The 20,783-nt window shown below is 56.2% G+C and carries 16 protein-coding genes and 4 pseudogenes; 8 read left to right on the plus strand and 12 right to left on the minus strand.

Annotated elements, in window-relative coordinates; all coding sequences use genetic code 11:
- Positions 1-4: 4 nt before the first annotated feature.
- Both RBB80_RS33675 and RBB80_RS33680 read right to left on the minus strand, forming a co-directional pair.
- Complete coding sequence (locus RBB80_RS33675; RefSeq protein ID WP_433970239.1) at positions 5-2,782, minus strand: transglutaminase domain-containing protein; 2,778 nt, start codon at positions 2,780-2,782, stop codon at positions 5-7.
- Positions 2,749-3,279 (minus strand): DUF3857 domain-containing protein, encoded by a 531-nt coding sequence (locus RBB80_RS33680; protein ID WP_433970240.1) that lies wholly within the window; start codon positions 3,277-3,279, stop codon positions 2,749-2,751. Before RBB80_RS33680 ends, RBB80_RS33675 begins: the two co-directional genes overlap by 34 nt.
- Before the next feature lie 952 nt (positions 3,280-4,231).
- Between RBB80_RS33680 and RBB80_RS33685 the strand changes: the two genes are divergently transcribed.
- Positions 4,232-5,107 carry an FkbM family methyltransferase gene (locus RBB80_RS33685; RefSeq protein ID WP_433970242.1) on the plus strand — a complete coding sequence of 292 codons (876 nt, stop codon included), beginning with the start codon at positions 4,232-4,234 and terminating at the stop codon, positions 5,105-5,107.
- 1,102 nt (positions 5,108-6,209) lie between these two features.
- Here the strand turns inward: RBB80_RS33685 and RBB80_RS33690 are convergent.
- On the minus strand, positions 6,210-6,425 hold the full coding sequence (locus RBB80_RS33690; RefSeq protein WP_433970244.1) for a hypothetical protein: 216 nt from the start codon (positions 6,423-6,425) through the stop codon (positions 6,210-6,212).
- A gap of 641 nt (positions 6,426-7,066) precedes the next feature.
- Between RBB80_RS33690 and RBB80_RS33695 the strand changes: the two genes are divergently transcribed.
- Positions 7,067-7,246, plus strand: a complete 180-nt coding sequence (locus RBB80_RS33695; RefSeq protein WP_433970246.1) for a hypothetical protein — start codon at positions 7,067-7,069, stop codon at positions 7,244-7,246.
- Positions 7,247-7,609: 363 nt separating this feature from the next.
- Here RBB80_RS33695 and RBB80_RS33700 read toward each other — a convergent pair whose 3' ends face one another.
- Both RBB80_RS33700 and RBB80_RS33705 read right to left on the minus strand, forming a co-directional pair.
- Positions 7,610-7,843: a hypothetical protein gene (locus tag RBB80_RS33700; protein WP_433970435.1), complete on the minus strand. Its 234-nt coding sequence runs from the start codon at positions 7,841-7,843 to the stop codon at positions 7,610-7,612.
- A 99-nt stretch (positions 7,844-7,942) separates the two neighbouring features.
- Positions 7,943-8,193: pseudogene (locus RBB80_RS33705) on the minus strand (IS30 family transposase); the annotation flags it as partial.
- Positions 8,194-8,355: 162 nt separating this feature from the next.
- On the opposite strand from RBB80_RS33705, the gene RBB80_RS33710 reads away from it, so the two are divergent.
- A complete protein-coding gene (locus RBB80_RS33710; protein ID WP_433968409.1) occupies positions 8,356-9,408 on the plus strand; it encodes an IS110 family transposase in 1,053 nt (350 codons plus the stop codon).
- A 726-nt stretch (positions 9,409-10,134) separates the two neighbouring features.
- Positions 10,135-12,162 carry a hypothetical protein gene (locus RBB80_RS33715; protein ID WP_433970248.1) on the plus strand — a complete coding sequence of 676 codons (2,028 nt, stop codon included), beginning with the start codon at positions 10,135-10,137 and terminating at the stop codon, positions 12,160-12,162.
- A gap of 1,004 nt (positions 12,163-13,166) precedes the next feature.
- On the opposite strand, the gene RBB80_RS33720 is transcribed toward RBB80_RS33715, so the two are convergent.
- Complete coding sequence (locus RBB80_RS33720; RefSeq protein ID WP_433970250.1) at positions 13,167-13,412, minus strand: hypothetical protein; 246 nt, start codon at positions 13,410-13,412, stop codon at positions 13,167-13,169.
- Between the two features lie 150 nt (positions 13,413-13,562).
- On the opposite strand from RBB80_RS33720, the gene RBB80_RS33725 reads away from it, so the two are divergent.
- Both RBB80_RS33725 and RBB80_RS33730 read left to right on the plus strand, forming a co-directional pair.
- Positions 13,563-14,213: a carbonic anhydrase gene (locus RBB80_RS33725; protein ID WP_433970252.1), complete on the plus strand. Its 651-nt coding sequence runs from the start codon at positions 13,563-13,565 to the stop codon at positions 14,211-14,213.
- Between the two features lie 122 nt (positions 14,214-14,335).
- Positions 14,336-15,025 (plus strand): DUF2490 domain-containing protein, encoded by a 690-nt coding sequence (locus RBB80_RS33730; protein WP_433970253.1) that lies wholly within the window; start codon positions 14,336-14,338, stop codon positions 15,023-15,025.
- 21 nt (positions 15,026-15,046) lie between these two features.
- On the opposite strand, the pseudogene RBB80_RS33735 reads toward RBB80_RS33730, so the two are convergent.
- Positions 15,047-15,232 (minus strand): annotated as a pseudogene (locus RBB80_RS33735) (hypothetical protein); the annotation flags it as partial.
- A 91-nt stretch (positions 15,233-15,323) separates the two neighbouring features.
- Positions 15,324-16,080, minus strand: a pseudogene (locus tag RBB80_RS33740) (IS110 family transposase); the annotation flags it as partial.
- Between the two features lie 253 nt (positions 16,081-16,333).
- On the opposite strand from RBB80_RS33740, the gene RBB80_RS33745 reads away from it, so the two are divergent.
- Together RBB80_RS33745 and RBB80_RS33750 are read left to right on the plus strand one after the other, a co-directional pair.
- Positions 16,334-16,810: a VanZ family protein gene (locus tag RBB80_RS33745; protein ID WP_433970255.1), complete on the plus strand. Its 477-nt coding sequence runs from the start codon at positions 16,334-16,336 to the stop codon at positions 16,808-16,810.
- Between the two features lie 202 nt (positions 16,811-17,012).
- Positions 17,013-17,726, plus strand: coding sequence for an IS6 family transposase (locus RBB80_RS33750; protein WP_433970257.1), 714 nt, complete (start codon positions 17,013-17,015; stop codon positions 17,724-17,726).
- 117 nt (positions 17,727-17,843) lie between these two features.
- On the opposite strand, the gene RBB80_RS33755 is transcribed toward RBB80_RS33750, so the two are convergent.
- The 4 genes and pseudogenes from RBB80_RS33755 to RBB80_RS33770 all read right to left on the minus strand — a co-directional run bounded on the left by RBB80_RS33755 (position 17,844) and on the right by RBB80_RS33770 (position 20,709).
- A complete protein-coding gene (locus RBB80_RS33755) occupies positions 17,844-18,371 on the minus strand; it encodes an aldehyde dehydrogenase family protein (protein ID WP_433970258.1) in 528 nt (175 codons plus the stop codon).
- 8 nt (positions 18,372-18,379) lie between these two features.
- Positions 18,380-18,742: pseudogene (locus RBB80_RS33760) on the minus strand (aldehyde dehydrogenase family protein); the annotation flags it as partial.
- Positions 18,636-19,433, minus strand: coding sequence for an aldehyde dehydrogenase family protein (locus tag RBB80_RS33765; protein WP_433970260.1), 798 nt, complete (start codon positions 19,431-19,433; stop codon positions 18,636-18,638). The pseudogene RBB80_RS33760 and the gene RBB80_RS33765, both read right to left, overlap by 107 nt.
- 403 nt (positions 19,434-19,836) lie before the next feature.
- Positions 19,837-20,709, minus strand: a complete 873-nt coding sequence (locus RBB80_RS33770; protein ID WP_433970261.1) for an NmrA family NAD(P)-binding protein — start codon at positions 20,707-20,709, stop codon at positions 19,837-19,839.
- Positions 20,710-20,783 lie beyond the last annotated feature (74 nt).

Genomic DNA, 20,783 nt, shown 5'->3' on the forward strand with positions numbered 1-20,783 from the left:
GAATCTACTCTGACGCGCCTTCCACTGCGATTCCAGAGTTGAGCATAAATACCAAATCGCAGGTCGAGCTCTTCTTACCGCAGTACACAACCGCGTCGCGCAGCACACGCGCGGACGATCCGGCTGGCTCCGCGCCGGGCAGATGCAGCGACTTTGCCTCGTCCAGCAGGGGCTTCAGTTTTGCATCACCGGAGACGAGCATAGCTGCCGCAATACCATCGGCGTTCAACTGGAGACGTACCGTGCCGCCACCCTCCGCACCCGCGCCATTCTTGACGTGGTAGCTACGAAAGTCCTGCATCGACGTTGCAAAGTGCTCGCCGCTGGCCGCCTTGACCCCGGCCTTCTCAAGGCGCGCAATGGCCGCAGCCACTTCGGCAAAGTCCTGCTTCGCATCGGCCGCATGCTCCGCCTGCTTCGCAAGCCGGTACATCCATAGCGCATCTGCATTGCGGTCCAGACTCTCGAAGGCCTGCGCCAAGTGATTGCCGACGATTACGTTTTGCTGTGAGAACCATGCTGCGCGCAGGTACGGCTCGGCCTCCTTCGGCTTGCTCTCCAGCAGCAGAATGTAGCCCAGCGTGTCCCACGAGGCTGTGAGGTTCGCCGACTCGGCAAAGGCCTTCGTATTCGCCTCTTCCAAAACGTGCGAGGCGGTCGCCCTTTCCAGCAGATCGACCGAACGGCGCGACTGCGTCTCCGCGAACGGCAGATCGATCTTCGTCTCCGACAGCACGTAGACGTTATTGTTGATGACATCCGGATCATCGCTACCGTCCATCGCTTTCTTCGCGGCCATGGCGGCTTCTTCGTTGCGATGCAGTTCGTATAGCGTGGTTGCCACCTGCGAGGCCACCGCGCGGTCTTCGGGTTGGCGCGCCTGAAGATCGCGCAGAACTCCGAGCGCATGGGTGTAGTCGCCCTGTTTGTCAAACACATAGACTCGCATCTGCTGAACCCGTTCGCTGCCACCGCCGTATGTGTTCAGCAATCCCTCAGCATCGCTGAACCGCTGCTTGTTGCTGTATTCCTGGGCCAGTCCGAGAACCATCCAGGGGTCGTCATCGGGATGTGCCTTCATCTCTGCTTCGACATCGCGGGCGCCGGAGTCAAGATCCCCGTCAGTCGCCTTGACGACGCCAAGCATACCCAGGACGTAAGGCGCATCCGGCGAACTCTTGCGTAAAGCTTCGAGGCGGCTGCGGGCCCCACCAATATCTCTTCGCTGCAGCATAGCGGTGATCTCTACCAGCTGCTGCCGCGTGTCAGAGGGGTTCGAGGGCTCGGCTGCAGGCGTCGTATCCTTGGCTGGCGTGGTGGATGCGATCTTCGCGCCCTCCTTGTTAATCGTGAGGTGATCGGGCGGGATGAGCCGCAGGTAAGGCTCCCCATCGTTCACCAGAGTTGCTTTCTGAAAGGCAAGGTAATCCTTCCATCGGTCACGCGGCAGCTTATGCACCTTGACGACCAGCTTGCGATCCGCGATGATCCTCCCGTCGACAAAGCGATATGTTTTGTCGTAGGTAGCGAATTCCCGGGCGACATGAACTGCGTCGGGTAACTCTGCACGATAGCCCGCGGGAAGGGCCATGGTGCTGTGAGCCTCGACGGTACGCGGTGCGCCAAGATCGATATCGTGTTCGGGCGCCTTCTCTTCGCTTACAAGAGTGAGTTCAACTGCGGGGAAGAGAGGCAACGATTGATTGTTCTCCCACCCAGCGTACTTCTCGCGGCTGTAATCGTAGCTGATCTTCACCGGCGCAGCTGCGTCGGTCTGGCGCATATCCGTGCCGCTCACCTTACCGCCAAACCCCATTGCCCCCGAGAGGTACTGCATCGCATCATCCCATTGTGCGGGTGATAGCCGCTGCATCATGGAGCGCAACTCCAACTCATTGTCAGATCTCGCGGTTAATACCATGTGGCTCTTCAGCAGACCACCACTGTCCAGCGTGCCCTCGGCGACAAAGTCTTCGTGATAGGCATAGGGCGGGTTCGCCGGAGTCTTCTCCATTTCGGCCGGAGCCTTATCCGGGATGACGAGCGCCTGCTGGTCGCGGATGACGGGCATGAGGACGCGGAAGGGTGCGACCTCAGCGGTGGAATCGAGCCAGACTCGCTCTGGCTTGCCGGCTGCGTCAGGCAATTCGACTGTCGTGATGGCGTGGTTGAAGACCGCGGGTGATGGCACATCCGTTACCGGCGCAATCCCCGCCCCGATCAGCACGGGTGCCGTGGTCATCCCTTTCGCGCGCAGGAGGCTCTCCAACAGAGTGTCTTTGTCCTTGCAATCGCCGTAGCCGTGGTCCAGCACCTCGTCGGGTGTATGCGGCTGGAAGCGGCCAACACCGAACGAGAGCGAGATGTAGCGGATTTGCGTCGCAACGAAGCGATAGAGCGCCTCTGCCTGTTCCTGAGGTGTCTTCGCATTCTTGGTCAGCTCATCGGCTTTGGCTCGCACGCTGGCGGTGGGCTGAAGGCGCTGCTCCGCCAGACTGCGGTACCAGTCGCCAACCTCGGCCCAGCTGTGGAAGGTGGTCCATGCCACGCTGGGCAGCTTGCGTCCGTCGGCGTCCTCGTCAGGATCCTTCACCTCGGCCGCGGTCATCTTGCCGTTCTCGTCACGTGCGCTGGCCTTGGTCTGCGAGGAGGTCCACGTCCACACCTGCATTCCGTCGCGCGTCACCGGCGTCGTCTTGTGGTTCGGGCTCCAAACCTGCACGTAGGTCTTTTCCGGCACGGCAAGCGTTAGACTCCGTTCCAGAACCACGCCACCCTGCACCAGGAAATGCTCCGCCCCCAGAATTGTCCCGGCGCTTGCGCCTTGCTAAGGACCGTGTGGAACTGATATTCGAGCCGGTCGCCCGACGCAAGGCTACGCACGGGGAGGTGTTTCTCTTTCAGGTCTGAGTACATCGGCGCTTCGCGGGTTACTTCTGCGGGCATCTCCATGGCGTCGTCGACTGGCGTGTTTACTGTGCTGCCGTCCGGCTTATGCACGCGTACGAATTCCATCGTCGCGGTCGAATTTGCTGAAGCGTAAGGCAGATTCAACACGCTGAACTGCCGCGCCACGCCGTCGGACTGAATGCGCACGATCACATGCTGCACTATGTCTCCGGTGCCGTCGGCCTTCATTGTTGTGGTGGTGTCGTACCGCTCAAAGACAAACGGCTCGTCGCGGTATGGATCCACGGAGGACGTCGGAGTTTGAGTATGGGACGGCAGCGGCAGAGTCGCAATTACGGCAGCGGACAACACAATCAGACGGAGTTTCATGGTCTAACTGCGTGTATAGCAGATTTCGGGAACCGGGTACATACCCCACATTGCCCCTCCCGACCAGCTACTACAGACAGAATGACCTAGCCCGTTAGTCGTCCATGTGACGATTACTCAACGTAGGTTGACTTCTCGGTACTAATCGACGCCCTCGATAAGTGAATTGGCGATTTTGCACGAGCCGAGTCCCGCATAAGCGAAATTGGTTCGGCCTCGATCGGGCCGCAATAATCCAAAATCTGCTCAGGTATGCTTTTTCCTTTTAGCCATACGCCATTCCCTTGTGTACAGTCTCTTTCATGAGAGCTGGCACAAAAGGGAGCGGGTACTCCCCGATTGAGATGGAAGTTTAGGGGAACTGGTTATGACATATCTACGCTTATTTAGGAACGCTAGCGGATTAGTTCATCGCCGGGATCGAAGCTGGCAACCAGCCACCGGCACTACACCCATTGTCTTGCCTTGATCTCTCAACCTAAGTGCGATAAACAATGTACGATCGTATACCTACATGGGTAAATCTTTCTTAAGCTGGCTGAGCCTTTCAAAGGCTCGTCCCACCGCGGAATGCCGGTATTGTGGAGAGCGCCTATTGAAGATTCAAATGCTCCATGTGTATCTCTACGGCTGGTTTTGTGACGAAGAGGAGTTTCATGAATACATGAGTGAGCTTCAGTAAACTGGCGCACCAGCCAACGAAAGGCTGGGACAGTCTAGAGGCCGTTAAGATTGGAACTCTATTCACCTCAACGTTGTACAAACACAGGATCCGCTACACGTTCGATTCGGCCTGACGAGCAAGGACTCGTAAGCCACAAGAGACAAGCTGGGATTGATCGAGCAATCCCTCTTAGCAGAACCAACATTCGATTAATTCGTGTCGCCGACCAAGCCATCTTTCTTTCTCTGTTGTAATTACAAATAAGACTCCTGCGGTATCATCTGCAGCATGCCATCTACGAAGCAACAACTCCTGCGATTCGTGGGCCATCAACACTGGCTTCGCGGCCGCGACAGAATTCTCCGCACCTTCTCACATCCCGATCATCAGAAGTCGAGCCCCTTCGTCACCGATTTTTTTGGCAAGTCGTACTCTGGAAACCTGGCTAACTTCATCGACTGGTCCGTCTTCTACTACGGAGCCTTCCAGTTGCACGAGGTGCGTCTACTGGCCACTGTCGCCGACGCACTCCGCGCCACGGGCAAGCCCGTAAACTTCTTTGACGTGGGAGCCAATATCGGCCATCACACCCTGTTCATGTCCAGCCATGCGGACCATGTCTTCTCCTTTGAGCCCTTTTCTGTAGTGCGCAGTGAGATGAAACGCAAGCTCAACCATGCCCGTGTCGACAACGTAACCATCTTCCCAGTTGCCCTCGGCGACCTCAACGAAAACGGCAACTTCCACCCTCCCACGGGCGCTAACCAGGGTACTGGGACTCTGAGCAACAACCTCCCCGACAACGCCTCCACCGAGGTCCTTTCGGTACCAGTGGTCCGCGGCGACGACTTCTTCGCAGCCAACCAGCTTCCTCCTATCACACTTCTCAAAATGGACGTCGAAGGCTTCGAGGCCAAGGCGCTAGCAGGGATGCGTGAAACAATCCGGCGGGATCGACCACCCATCTTCGTAGAAATTCAGCACGACCACTACAATGGCTCCGGTTCACATAAAGGAGCCACTGTAAAAGATCTCCTTTACCCAGACCACGTCATCTTTGAGGTCGGGGAATTACATGGTCAGTACCAATTAAGGCCCTTCCTAATAGGAAATACGGAAGAGGCTCTCGTGCTACCAGTCGAACTCGCAGGATTGATTAAATGAACCGTTATCCGCTGAGAGCCCAGGTCTCGATCCCGAGAAGGTCATCATGCTAAAGACCGTAGTTTAATCATCGATTGCTTCAACGTCGTCTGCCGCATCGGAGGTGAGAAGTAGCTGGCCAAGGGACTCCTCCCGTGACCCAAGTCTGGGTGAACACAAAGGGAAACAGCTTTCCGTTTGCGGTCTTGTACGTGCATGATCGGGTTATCGTCGGGGTAGAGCACGAAGTCTTAGATCGTGAAGTCGAGTCAACTGACGATCTTTTCGATGCGCTTTTCAACGCGTCCGCCAAGCTAGCGGATGAGCATAAAGCTACTTGCCGAGTCGACACTGGTTCAGCATATCTGCCGGAAGCCGGCGGTCTAAGCAAGGCATTTCTCACAATGAATTGTGGACCGTATAAGGTTGTTAAATAAAACTACCAACACTCCTCCAACTGGCCTCAGCTAACTGGTAACGATTAGCGGGGCCTTTTTTCGGGTCCAGGTTGACTTGGCAAGCGCGTGCTAACACACTATTTCATCCGGAAAGGTCCCGGCCTGGATCAGTTGGAAAAGGACGAAGAGGTTTGTCACTGAAAGCCACGGTTCGCTCGTTATACAAACACCGTTGACAACTTCTACGATGTTGCCGAATCATATTGTGCATGTTGCGCAATTCGTACTCTGCCTGCGCTAAATCGCGTTGCTCTGCCAAGAGCAAGTTCGTATATAGTTTGTGAAGTTTATGCCCCATTCTCGCTAGCGATTCACATCTTACCCGCAACATCTCGTTGCCCTCCCATCTGCCTCCTACCGGAGGCGGGCAACATTGTACCTCACGTCTTTTGCGTGTTCAAGAGAAGGAAACTTCAGAAAAACGGAGTGCCTCCTGCGACTCAGCCCAGCCTCTCTGCCAAGCTTGACTCTTCGTGTCGTCGCTCTGCCCCTAAACGGTAACGATTAGCGGGGTTTTTTGTCACCCGAACTCGCTCAGGAATGACCCTGTCTCCGACTTGTGGCATCGGTGGGGGAATGGACGGAGCAAGGTACAGCGTAGAATGTATGGCCTTTTTACGCGCTTTTGCCATTGTGGACACCGGCTAGCAGATCACATTGGTCTGCTATGACCACTTGTTTTTGAGCAACGCCGACTTACACTTTAGGATGTGGAGACGATGCTCTTCCTGTTTGCGTCGTATGACCCTATATTCCGCTCGGTCGATTGTTTCACCTGCGTTTTCTATCTTCTTCGCGAGCGCGGTGATCTCAATTTCGGAGAGACGTATTTGCTGCATGAGGTTTTGCTGCATGAGGTCGATATGATTCGGATCAGGCATCAGAAATCTCCAGTCCGTTGCTACTCCTGCGCCTCAGCCCAGCTGCCACGCCTGACTCTTGGCGTCGTCATTCGGACGACGTCTGAATCCAGCCTTGAAGGCTCCTTAGCCCTTAGATGCGCTTCTACTGAACCACGGTCGTCTCTGTCCCCAAATCCCATCGGCTTGTATTGCTTCGTAAATTTGATTTTGCGTGGCATGTCGGTCATTTTCCGATCAACTTCCTATATGGGTCAGGTGAAAGTTTCAGGAACACCCCGCCTTTGCCGTTGCTGGGCTTGCCCAGAGGACGCTGCATGCAAGCAGAAGGGCACCAATGATCAGGAGGGCAGTCAATAACGCTCTCCGCGAGTATGAGGAGGACTTCCTCTTCTGGCCGCTGCATTACTGAAGCTCCGAGTGCAAGCCGCCCCTGAAACACGTCTATGCGGCCTTCGGGCGAAAGCTTCAACACCGGTATCGCAAGCTTCATCTTTACCGGAGAACTCAGCTAGTACCGCGTCGGCGTCTGGGGCGTTCCCGCGGCCTTTATCACCGCAGGCGTAGCCCTACGGCCCTCCCGAACTCACTCCCCGCGCGCTCGCCTTGGCGTCTCGCTAGGCAACGCCTCGTACTCTATCTACCTCGTCTCCGGCATAGTCTTGTACGGCTACAACATTACCTATCACTTCCTAGACCCCATAGGTCCGGACGCCAACGTACTCCTCGCCCTTCTCCTCGTCGTGGCCGTAGGTCTACTCTTCCACCGTTTCATCGAAGTCCCACTCACCGGTTGGCTGACCCACAAATACCACCTCACCTCCATCCAGTCTGCTCCCTAATCCGAATGTTACGATGGGTCTGATTCCCTTCTACTCTGATAGATCACCGTCGGAGTGGCTTACTGACTATCCTTTTTAACAAACATATAGCCATAGAAGTGTCCTGCTATGGCGTAGTCCCGAGAGCGGTAAGCCTCTAGTGCGGTTGAAAATGCCTAACTGGCCAGCCGAGGTGACCAGCGTGAGAGAACGCGGACCTCTGATGAAGTCGACAGTACGCAACGGTACGATGTGTTTGACTTTGGATCATTTAGGATGCTTAGCCGAGCCATCGGTGCTCCTAGAATCAATGAGTTACACTTAGACTGAGCCTTCACACGGTGGAAGTCGTAGGTTCGAATCCTGCTGTGCCCACCAATCCTTTCAACAACTTAGCGGTGGTTTTGCTTCGAGGCTTTGTTGGATTTTGTTGCAAGTCGCCAGAATCATTTTTTCTTCTTCTCCTTTTTCGAGCATTAGGTACATCGACCCAACCATCCCCTGAACACTCTCCGGCAGAGCCTGCATGTACTCGTTAGCGGTGGTGTCCGCCTTCGCGTGCCGGAGGTGCGCCTGGATGTCCTTCACCGACCCCATATTCTGCGCTTGGGTGGCCATCGTGCGGCGCAGGACCTGGAAGTTCAGCTTCGGAATCCCTAGCTTGTCGGCCAGGGGTTTTAGGACCCGGTAACGGTAGTTCCCGACGTCCAGAAAGCCTATCGTGCGGATCGATGAGCTGGAAGCGATTCCTCGGAAATGTCCTCTCGCTCAGCCAAGGTGAGCGCTATGCCAGAGCGCTGGCGAGCGGCTGGAGCAATCCCTCCGCGCGACAACAACACACAGCGAATGCAGTTATGCGACTTGCCGTAGACACGCCCAATCTCATGCAACGACTCCCCCGCCTTCCATCGCCTCCAGACATCAGCTCTCTGCACAGCAGATAGTCTCGACTGCTTCCCTTCGCTCATAAACACCATCCCTCTATAGAAGAACTTCTACTAGATGGTGTTGCAGCGACCTATCGAATCCACACCGGACTTTTCGGGCACAACAGGATTACTAATGGGATGGTCCGCCGCCATTACCCAGCAAGCAGTTGGGATATAAGAGGCACACGGAGGAGGCGTCCCATGGAACTACACACGATTGGCATTGACCTCGGCAAGACGGTATTTCATCTTGTTGGCCTTAACCTGCGCGGCGAGGTTGTGGTGCGCAAGAAGTTTTCCCGCAAGCAACTACTGCACTTCACCGCGAACCTACGAGTGGAACGAATCGGCATGGAAGCCTGCGGTGGTTCCCATTTTCTAGGCCGCGCCTTACGAGAGCAGGGGCATGAAGTTCGGCTAATCCCGGCGCAGTATGTGAAGCCGTACGTGAAGACGAACAAGAGCGACTATATCGATGCCGAGGCGATTGCCGAGGCAGTGGGTCGACCCAGGATGCGGTTCGTGCCGATCAAGACCGATGATCAGTTGGATCTTCAGTCCCTGCATCGGGTGCGGGAGCGATGGGTGATGCGTCGCACGGCAGTCGTCAATCAGATTCGCGGCTTGCTGCTGGAACGCGGGATCACGGTGCGGAAGGGACGGTGCCATCTGGATGCCATGTTGCCAGGACTCCTGGAAGACGCCTCGATGAAGCTGTCGGGCTCAGTGCGGTTGCTGTTGGCTCAACTGAAGCTGGAATTGGATCAGTTAGCTATACGGCTGGAAGAGGCCGAGGTGCTGGTTGAGAAGACTGCGCAGGAGAGCGAAGTCTGCCGACGTCTCGATGCGATTCCCGGTATCGGCCCGCTTACAGCAACGGCGCTCATCGCAGCCATTGGCAACGGGGCAGCTTTTCGCAAGGGTCGTGAGTTCGCAGCCTGGGTTGGATTAGTTCCGCGCGAGCACTCAACTGGCGGCAAGCAAAAGCTACTCGGTATTAGCAAGCGCGGGAACTCCTATTTGCGACGGTTGTTTGTACAAGGGGCACGAGCAGTCCTGCAGTTTCGAGACAAGCAGTCTCCTGGCCTGAGTGCGTGGTTGGCACAGCTTACTTCGCGCACTCACTACAACGTCGCAGGTGTCGCTTTGGCGAACAAGCTGGCGCGCATGGCGTGGGCCGTGCTTGCGAAGGGCGAAGTCTATCGGCCTCCTTTGCTTGCCGGCAGCGGTTCAGCTCCTCTGGCCTGCAGATGACGCCCGGCTAAACCTGGCTTGGAAATCGCGTATGCGATTCCCACAACCCCAGCCCAGCTACTACTACGCACTTATATTTTCCTGCCAGGTCTGCTGGCGAACAATGAGATGGCACAACGGTCGAACCCGGCGCTCTAAAAACCCGTAACCGGAAGAAGCCCTTCAAGGCTGCATTACTAATGGGGACAAGAGCGCAGCGCATTCCATCCTGGCCAGGAGCTACTGCTCCAACGAAGGCCGCATACATTTGCGCAGACCAACCTGTCACTCTCACTTTTCACTTGCGACAAGGCGGCGGACCATACATTCCGGGTTGCCCGTAATCCGCCCAGAACCCAGAATCTGGAAAGTCTTGTGTCCGCACTGTTCGGTGAGCGAGTTGGCGATTTCGCGTCAATCTAACGGCGGTAAGGCGAATAGCATCGCGGCGAGCAGAAGGACTCAGCGCGGCATACGCCATCCTAATCTGTCCACTGCTTCGCTGCGAAGTGCCCGTTAGGCCATCTCGCGCGTATCTTCGTCTCGCCATTCAAAGTGAATGCAAAGCCGTCGGAGTGGTACCATCCCGTTACCTCAACCCAGAGTGATCCCGAGGGGCATCCCTATAGGAATCGGGAAGAAGAACGAGAATGGGGAAGAAGTACCAAAGTAAAGGAAGCTTAGATGGCTTTCGACTCTCAACTTCGAAGGCTCTTGCGGTCGGCATCAGCAAAGTCCAAGAGTCGCTTGCAGACGGAAACGAAGCTACGCCAATCTACTGAGTTGTTTTGTGCTGCGACTACCCTCTGCACTCAAACCAACCGTTTCATCGGGCTTTTCTCCTGGATCTGGCAGCAGCCTTCTGACGATGCCTTCAAATCCACCTTAATCAGTTGGCTCGATCTCCTGGATCACGATCACGACCTTCGGTCCCGCTTGCAGCACACATGGAAGGCGATGCTCGGCTCCCTCGATTTCGTTCCCTTCTTCGCGGAGACGGGCCTGCCTGCTCAGCGTGCGCTGCTCCCGGAGATTATGGAACGCCTCTTCCAGCGCGTGCTGCCTCCACCACGCGAGGACTCCGACGTGACCCGCCTCTTCGCCGCTATCTTTACCTCGCCCCGCGCTGTCCAGCGCTTTCTCGACTTGGATGCACCATCGTTCTCGCGCCTCGCTACAACCCTCTGGGATCCGCAAGGCCTTGCTGTCTTTCCGCACGTGCATGATGACCTCTATGAAGCACTTCGCCTTCTGGCCGCCCGCGTCTCCGCGCGAGGCACCAGCGTCGTCGTCCGCCAACGCACCGAAGCCGAGCGGGTGGACAAGTCTCCGTTCTATTCCTTCGTCTTTGCCACCGAAAAGTTCATTCAGTCCGAAGGCTCAGAGCCTCCCATCGCTCGCATCGAGCGCTGGCTCGAATCCGTCTACGCCTGTCGGGGAGAACTCGCGCTCGTCCGGCTCCACATGGAAGACGCCGGCGTGAGTACTGCGCTCGTCTTCGATCTCAGCGCCATGGATCAAGCCCTCGACCGCATGGAACTGCTCACCGAGACCCTGGTGGAGCACACACGCAAGCCACTAGTTGCCGCTCGCATGTTGCTCAACACTCTCGTCAGCGGCCGGCTCCAGGACACGCGAGTCTCCTCATTTATTCGGCAGAACGTAAACATGCTGGCCCGCAAGACCGTCGAGCGCACAGGACACGGCGGGGAACATTACATCGCCCACAATCGCCGGGAGTACTGGCGCATGTGGGGTGCGGCCATTGGTGGCGGCCTCCTCACGGTATTTACGGCTGCAATTAAACTTCACATCATTGGCCACCACTGGCCACCCTTCGTCGAAGCTTTTCTCGTAGGAACGACCTACGCAATCAGCTTCCTGTTGCTGCTGATCTTTGGTTTGGCGCTCGCCACCAAACAGCCTTCAATGACAGGTGCCACGCTCGCCGATATCATTCGCCGCAACCGCGGCGACTCCCGCCGCGACAAGATAACCGATTTCGCTGCATCTATCAGCCGTACACAGTTCGCTGCGGCGCTCGGCAATATCATCGCTGTATGCTTCGGGGTCTTCATCTTCGATCAGCTCTGGCGCAAGGCCTTTCAATCCCCGTACCTGCCGACGGACCAGGCGGAGCACATCTACGAATCGCTGCGTCCCTTAGCCTCGCCAACAGCCATCGACGCTGTGCTGACAGGCATCATACTTTGGCTCGCCGGGCTTATTGGAGGATGGTGCGAAAACTTCGCGGTCTACCATCATGTTCCTGCTGCGATCGCACAGCACCCGCTGGGAAACAGAATCGGTGTCCGCAGAATGCAGAGGCTCGCCAACTGGTTCGATCACAACGTCGCAGCCTGGAGCGCAAGCATCGCGTTGGGTTATCTCATGGGATTCACGCCTGCGATTTCGAAGTTTTTTGGCCTGCCGCTCGATATCCGCCACGTCACGCTCAATACCGGCATGTTCGCTTTCTCCGTCGCCCACTTTGGTTCGTCGGCATTCGAACGGCCATGGCTCTACACCGCGCTAGTCGGCATCGCAGTCATGTTCGTACTCAATCTCGGAGTCAGCTTTGGCGTCGCCTCCTACGTGGCGTTTCGTGCCTACGATGTGCGACGCGAGGAGCACCTATCGATCTTGCGCTATGTACTCAAACAGATCGTTCGCTCGCCATGGCAATTTCTCGCTCCCATCAAGCAGAAGGAGCCTGCCACCGAAGAGCCTGGAGAAACATCCGGCGAGCCGACAGAGCAGTCCGCGACGAAATAGCTAACGAGCTGACTGAATGGCACGCACTGAGAGACGATTGAAGTTCGGGCGACCGTCAGAGCTATGGGCTACCAGCTCGCCATCGATGACGGTCCCGGAAGCATTAACGTTCATCCTGGCCCTTCGGATGCGGGATGCACGGATTTTTCCGCGGGCCACCGCTGTTCTGGCTCGAACCGGACATCGTCCTGATCGGACCGCAACCGTCGCACCGCACGCGTTCGGCGTGATGATACTGTGCACACTCAATAACCCATAAAGTGGCCATTTGGCCAAATTATGGGTTATTTTCTTACTTTTCCAAGTTCTACAACTTTTGGTAGGTACCCAAAAATGGCGCGTGCTCCAAATTATCCTTTATTCGACAGGAATAAAAGGAGAGATATTTCCAGCTCCTCGGCATAATTTGGCCACGGTGGCCAAATTATGCCGAAACTTACACCCCTGACGAAGACACCATAAAGCGGCCAGAAACACGGTAAGCTGGCCAACCTATCCTGCTCCTTTTCAACACCGACCTTTCGCGGGGGCCAACCGGAAAACGTCATAAGCTGGCCGGGATCCCATTGTGACGCGATAAGATGGCCAAATTTTGGGGTGGAGAGGGCGTCTGAAGTCCCCTTCAATCGGCTTTGGTGGATAACCGTCGGGGAAGGTTTCCCGTTGGATCTTCCCCTGCAGTTCGTTGCGTCACCAGATTGATCTCGAACTTGCCGATAAGCGGGGTGGTCTCAATGGGTCGACGCAACACTCAGCTCAGACCCCACATTTCAATGAAAACAAAAGCTAAATGCGCTGGCTAGGGTTAGATCAGCCGGAACCTTACCCTGGCTAGGTTTGGCCACATCAGCCAAACTGATCAATTCTTCAGGGTAAGCATTTTGTGGATCAGCTGATTAGATAGTGTTGCATCGACCGGTTGAGCTGGCAGGACTTCGAAGGAGGTTCGGAATCAACATTCCGAGAAGCCCGTATTACCGCCTTAATTGTGTTGTTTATTCGTGTCACTCTTCCATAAAGCCGTGCGAGGATCTCCTAATGAAGAATTTGAACGGCAAAATCGCTGCCGTCACCGGTGGAACCTTCGGCGTTGGCTGCGGATCGCGCAAGCGCTCTCGTTCAATACGGTGCGCGGGTGTTCGTGACGTGGCGATCGGCACATGATGGGTCCCGTAGAAGGAGGGGTCCAGATTGATGGCCAAAGCTTTGGCATGAATATCGATAGATGGCTGGGGTGCTGGGACGGACACGAGCGACCCCGTTTTACGGACTCAGGATGGCGGTAGTATAGCCCAGAATGGGCGTATTTGGGATAGCGCCAATATGGCAAGCGTCTATACACGAGTCAAGATTTTGACGTAGGATGCTGCTGCATCAAATGAAAGGAAGAGGAGGCTTCTGTGGACAGCGTACTAAACGAGCTGAAGGAAGGAATCCGGAAATTTCAGACTGAAATTTATCCGGCAAACGCGCAGCTGTATGTGAAGGCGGCCAGTGTGCCGCAGGAGCCGGCAGCGTTGATCATAACTTGTGCCGATTCACGGATTGACCCGGAGTTGATTACACAGTCGAAGCCGGGCAAGCTGTTTGTCACGCGAAACGTCGGCAACCTGGTTCCGGCGTATGGAGAGATGATGGGCGGTGTTAGTGCCGTTGTGGAGTATGCGGTGAGCGCGCTGAAGGTCAGGCACGTCGCCGTCTGCGGCCATACGGACTGCGGCGCGATGAAGGCACTGCTTACGCCAGGGTCGACAGACGGACTGCCTGCGGTGAAGGGCTGGCTAACTAACGCACACGCTGCATTGAGTGCGGCGGAGCCCCGGGGTGAGACTGCCGATAAGGCCGACGAGCGACTTAGACGGCTGACCCAGGAGAATGTCCTTTTGCAGCTTCAGCATCTGCGCACGCATCCTTCCGTGGCAGGCGCGATGGCACGTGGGGAGCTGACCCTTTCGGGATGGGTATACAACATCGGCACCGGCGAGGTGCTGACCTCGGAGAATGTCGAGCGGGCGTTCCATCCGGTTACGGTCGCGGACGCCGCTGCGTAATGGTTCCGCACGCCGGTTTGCATGCTATCCCGGGACAGAAAACTCAACTGAAGGCGGAGCGCATAGCCAAAAGGCCACGCCTGCACCATCTCCTCGTAATCGGTTTCTTGTCCATTGCAGTCATGCTCGTTTTTGCTCCAACTCTTGAAGCACAGTACGTTGACTCAGGGACGTGGTTCGCGGGCTCAATGACGGGGAAGCTTCCGCAGTCGATGAATAATGCGAAGGCTTCATGGCGGCTATGGATGGATGGACAGTTGCGGTTTGGAGACGACTCGAGCCGTTTTTCACAGGGACTGGTGCGACCGGGTTTCGGCTATTCGCTGAATAAAGCCTGGTCGCTTTGGGTTGGCTATGCCTACGTCCGCACGGACCGGCCATATGCGCTAAAATCGTCGACTGAAAACCGCATCTGGGAACAGATCAGTTGGCAGCGTCTTGTCGGCAGTACGGACCTTTCGTCGCGAACCCGTCTCGAGCAGCGATTCCATAGCGCCGGCAGCGGCACTGGCGTGCGTCTCCGCGAGATGGGCAAGCTGATACAGCCGCTGGGTGCGAAAAAGATCTGGCTGATTGCGGTGTACGACGAAATATTCGTCAACCTGAACAGCACCAACTTCGGAGCCAGGTCAGGAACGGACAGGAATCGGGCCTTCGTCGGCCCGGGCATCAACCTCAGCAGATCGATCCGCACAGAGATGGGCTACATGAATCAATACACCTTCAACAACAACGGGCCCGACCGGGTCGACCACATCTTCTCCATAAATGCCTTCTGGAACTTCTCCCACAGTGAACCCCCCGAGGAGTGAGATACCGCCGGAAGGTTTCGCTCACTGACCTGCCACCCGCCGTCGTGTGATCTCGGCCATCGCCGTCTTGGGGGTCTCGAGCGCAGTTTCAGGAGTCAGCCGCGTGAACAGGTCGAGGCTGCGGGCGATCACTCCGGTCCAACCGGTCTGGTGGCTTGCTCCCAGTCCAGCGCCGTTGTCGCCATGGAAGTATTCGTAGAAAAGGATGTAAAACGGGGTTCTCGGAAACTTCGCGACGAACTTGCCGAATGTATGGTCCGCCGTGTGAATGCAACGGAAAAGTTTCGAATGAAGGGTTCGGTAGTAGCCCCAACCAGGCCGCGAACTCTCGTCCCTTGCGGAAGGCTGCGCCGTTGCCGATCGAAGCTACGATCGCGGTTGCGACTAGCGGTCCGATGCCAGGGATCTGCCGCAGTCTCCGACACGCAGCATCGCTCGAAGCGATCCGTTCCACTTCGTCGTTCATCTCCGCGATCTGAAGCTCCAGGTCCTTCCACTCGCTCCACAGCGTGGCAACCAGGTTCCGCATTCTCGGGGTGAGGGTTCTCGTTGACGTTCTCAAGCACCTCAGGCAGAGCTTCCCTCAGCCGAATCGGGCTCTTGGCGAACACGATGCCCCGCTCCAGCAGAAACGCACGAATCTGGTTAATCAGAGCAGTTCTTCGCGTCATAAGCCGGTCACGCACGCGATGGAGAGCCTGCAGGTCGAGCTGGTCATCTGTCTTGATCGCCACGAAGCGCATGTTCTCGCGCTCTACTGCCTCGGCGATTGCTTCAGCATCGATGAAGTCGTTCTTGTTCGACTTCACAAACGGCTTCACGAACTGGGCTGGAATCAACTTCACATCATGGCCTTGTGCCCGTAAAGCCCGGCCGAGGAAGTGCGACCCCGAACATGCTTCCATCCCGATTAAGCAGGTCTGCATGTTCGCGGTGAAGGCAATCAACTGCTTCTTGGTAAACTTCTTCTTCAGCAGCACCTTGCCGTTATCACCAAGGGCCACCAGGTGAAAGGTCGTCTTGCCAAGGTCAATACCAACCGATCGAATCTGCATGTCGATGATCCTCCTTGAATCTGCCTACAAGATCTCCCCGGGAAGATCAAGCGGCGGACCATCTTAGTAATCCGGACTTGAACGAAGCCACTTGCCGGCGGCGACCGTGGCTGCGCTCTTGGATGAGGACTATGAGCGAGCTGCTCCAAAGGCAAGAAAGCCAATCGACGACCTCATTGCTCACTAGGAGGTTCTCTGCGACCGCTACAATGCAAACATGGGACTTTCGCGCTCTTCCAGACTTTCCCGTGCCATGGATTGGCTCCCTGCTGCGCTGAGCGTTGCGGTGATCGTCGCTGAGTCAACGGCGACCATGTCGGCGGAAAACACCAGTCGGTGGCTCTATCCGTTATGGGCGCGCCTGTTTGGCCCGATCAGTACGCCGCACTGGGCAGAAGTGCACCACCTCATCCGTAAGACCGGCCACTTCGTCGGCTATGGAGGTGTCAGCGTAGCCTTTCTCTATGGCTGGCTTCGGACGTTACACCGCAGGTGCGGCAGGTATCGTCCCATTTGGCTGCGTGCCGCCTTCCTGGCAGTATCATGCACGCTTTTGATAGCCATCTTAGATGAGTACCACCAGAGCTTTTTGCCGAGCCGGACGAGCTCCCCAATCGATGTCTGCATTGACCTCTGCGGGGCCATTGCGGCGCAGCTCCTTCTTCTCACGTGGTCGCGTAGTTGGAGACGACAGGACTCGTTATCGGATCGTATCAGTACAGCAACGTAGCGACGAACTGTGCATGAATACCGAGAAACGCGCACCTCGTCAATTGAGAAATTCTGCATTGTCGGCAACTCGCAATTTGACACATAGGCGAAATGTTTGGATGGATAAGTCGCGGAGTTGAGGAGCACTTGGTGACATCCAAGGGCTCTGTTGCATTAACTAAGGCCGTGTATGGTGAGAGGTGAGTCGAGGAGTCCAGCAGATGTCCATCTTCAAGCGCCGCCGATTTCCGGTCGAGATCATCCTGGTATGCGTGCGGTGGTATTGCAAGTACGGCATCACGTATCGCGATCTCGCGGAGATGATGCAAGAGCGCGGAGTTGAGGTCGACGCCTCGACGATCTTCCGGTGGGTGCAGCGCTACGCGCCTGAGCTCGAAAAGCGCATCCGCTGGTATCAAGGCTACCGCTCGAGCTCCTGGCGAGTGGACGAAACCTATGTCAAGGTCGGTGGACAGTGGAAGTACTTGTTCCGCGCCGTCGACAAGCATGGCCGGTTGATCGACTTCATGCTGCTGGACCGCCGTAACACGTGCGCGGCACACCGCTTCTTGGGCAAGGCACTGAAGACGATGCGTAATTGGCCACCGCACTCGATCACAACCGATAAGCTGGGCTCCTATCCCAAGGCGATTCGCCGGCTGCAGCGCGAAGGCAAGTTGCCACAGGACACGAAGCACCGCACGTCGAAATATCTAAACAACATCATTGAGGCAGACCACGGTGGCCTCAAGCGGGTGATCCGTCCCACCCGCGGTTTTCAGACGATGAGAACAGCGTCTGCCACCATCAAGGGATTTGAAGTCATGCGGATGATCCGCCGCCGCCATTGCCTCCTCTGCAAGCCGAGGTCGCCGGCGAAATTCAATTCATCAACAAGCTGTTCAATGTTGCTGCCTGATGTGCAACATCGGTAAGAGCGAGTTGCGTGTGCCCCAGTTAATGCAACAGAGCCAACTATTCGATGGTCTCCCTTGGTAATGATTCGTATTGGATTGTCGCACCGCCGATCTGGATATCGGGAGGAACGATGATCAAATAAATCGTTCGTAATCTGCAGGATGCAAGTAACGAATGCGCCGCTTTTGGCTGAGACAAGGGACAAGCTGGTTCTGCGCCCGCAGAACCAGCTTTATCGCCTGTCGGTTGTTCGCAATGACCTGCACGTTGCAGAATTCTTTGAGCCCCTCTTCACTGAATTCAATGCCAATCCCTGAATTCTTATGACCACTGAATGGAACGTTGGGATGGGCATTGAGGTGTTGATTGATCCAAACCGTCCCGGCATCAAGCCGACGTGCAACGGCGTCCAGTGACTTAGGATCTGTACCCCATACGGAGGCTCCAAGGCCATACGGGGTACCGTTGGCCAGCCGGACGGCTTCGTCGAGGTCGTTGTACTTGATAACGGCCCGCAATGGTCCAAAGTTTTCCCGGATTACGTAAGCCGCTTCCGCAGGCGGATTGTCCAGGAGGGTGACGGGAAAAAACATGCCGGCACCCTCCGATGGAACTTCCCCTGATAGAGGATCGGAGCCTTCGCCTTTTGAATTTCTTCCCATGTTGTTTGGAGGCGAAGGAACTGGGGGCGGTTCTGTATAGGGCCCAGTGTGGTCTCCGGATCAAACCCATCGCCCAGTTTCTGATGTTGAGCACACGATATGAGGGCTTCCGTAAGAGCTTGATAGATGCTCTCGTGCACGAAAAGGCGTTTGAGGGTGATACACCCCTGACCACTGAGCAGGAACATGCTTCGAAACAGGTACTCGGCGATTGCCTGAGGATCAGCATCTGGAAGGACAATTCCAGGATCGTTCCCGCCCAGCTCAAGGGTCAGGTGTTTCAGGGTTGGAGCGGCGGATGCGAACACCTTGCGTCCGGTTTCCGTAGATCCTGTGAAGGAGACCTTTTGGAAGTCCGGGTGCGACGTCATCCAGGGGGCCAAGGTCATCCCCTCCGCTGATCACATTCAAAACGCCGGGCGGAAGCATTTCACGAATGTAGTCGGCAGCTCGAAGCACCGTAAGAGGGGTAAAGACCGCAGGCTTCAGGACAACGGTGTTGCCAGCCAGCAGAGATGGCAACACCTTTGTGAATGACAGCAAGAACGGAAGATTCCAGGGACTGATCGCGGCGACAACACCCAGTGGGACATAGCGTTTCGTGATCTGTCCGACACCGGTTTCATTCCATGTCGACTCTGGCAGTTCCATCTGGAGTAACGCCGGGACATAGGTCTCGAAGATCCAAGTGATCTCCCATTGCGCCATGCTATACGGCCGGCCGTTTTCCGCTGTCAGGATCGTGCAAAGCTCATCGGTATGAGCCTCGAGCTCTTCCATGGCATTTCGAAGAAGATCCCTTCGCTCGCTCCAGGTTTTGCTGCTCCAAATGGGAAACGCTGCCTTTGCAGCCTCGACTGCCCGGTCGAGACCATCTTTCTGCGTGTCGGTCACGCTTGCAAGCTCTTCTCCGGTCACAGGATCGGAGATCTTTATCGACTTCAGAGCGTCGATCCTTTTGCCGTCCACTATATTCGGAAACCCCGCGGTCAGGCGAGCCCTTTTTAACGCTTGCTCGCGATTGGGATGGGGTATAGATGGGGAAGCTCCATTTGATTTCATAAAAAATCCTTTCGTCAAGCCGTTATGAAGGAGCGTCTTCTTGCGTGGCTAACTCTGAAGTTCTGGACAAGCTTTGGCAACGCGTGGAAAGAGTTCCTCGGTGTTAGAAGAGATCACTCAGCATCCAACGAATCTTGCTTACATCTCGTCGCGATTGCTGGCTGGCCAATCGTCCTAAAAACATCAGAATCCATATGGCGGTATCCCGTGTTCGCAGTTATCCGTTACGTTTCAATTCATCTGGAAACTTCTGCGACGGTGGTGCGATCTGCTCCAGAGGAACTCCCTACCCGACTGGCTCAGGCACTCAGATAGATACTTCAGCAACTATCGATCAGGTCCTTCGGAAAAGGAAGAGGCGGCCCATCGACAGGGCTGCCCCTTAACTCACACTCTTATAAAGTTAGCTGCGAGTCACGAGCTGAGTTATCACCTCACGAAGCGGTGTCGCTCCATCAACATGCTCTGTTCCGGGTACGCCAAAGTGAATCCAACCGGAATTGAATCCATCGACCATCTCCGCCCGGGGCGCCGTCCGCCCCTCCGGCATCCCCTGTGAGACCCATAGCGTCTCCCATTCCACCCTGGGAACGGCGATCGCCTCGATGGGGCGCCCAACAGCATCCGCGAATGCATCTGCTATATCGAGGGGACTGTAGCCCTCCGGGCCCGCAACTTCGATATGGCGGATTCCGGTCCAGCTTTGGGTGAGCGTCTCTGCACCCACCTTGCCGATGTCTGCGGTCGCAACCAGAGGAAACTTCCGGTCAAGCGGATGGAGCTGAAACCGGATCTTGCCTTCATTCCGCGCGCTCGCTACGTCGCCCGCCGAGTTCTCAAAGAACCAGCCGGCGCGAAGAAACGCATGAGAGAACGGAAGATCGTCCAACGTCTCTTCGAGGAGATGTGAGCTTGTGATCAAACCCAATCCACTAGCCCGTTCCGCTCCTATGGATGACAGATAGACCGCCTTCGACGGCAGAGCTCTTGATAGTGCCTCATGCAGGACCTTCAATGTCGCCTTGGTCTCGGCGAAGCCCGGTGCCGGCGCGAAGTTTGGAGAAACCATTACGAACACGCCAGCGACACCGGTGAACGCAGCCGTAAGCGCATCCACGTCGTCGTAGTCGGCGTTGAAGAGCTCCGCACCTTGCTTCTGCCACTCTGCGGCTTTCTCGGGATTCCTTACGATTCCTCGGACCTTCTCGCCCTTTGCAAGAAGCGTGCTCGCAACAGCACCGCCTACCTTCCCTGTGATTCCCATGACTGCATACATATTGATGGCTCCTAGTTTCTATCATCGTTATGGGTGACATCGGCCAACCGAAGCGGCGTCTGTCACCAAAAGAT

Source organism: Tunturiibacter gelidiferens (genome assembly GCF_051013345.1).
GTDB classification, from domain to species: Bacteria; Acidobacteriota; Terriglobia; order Terriglobales; family Acidobacteriaceae; genus Edaphobacter; species Edaphobacter gelidiferens_A.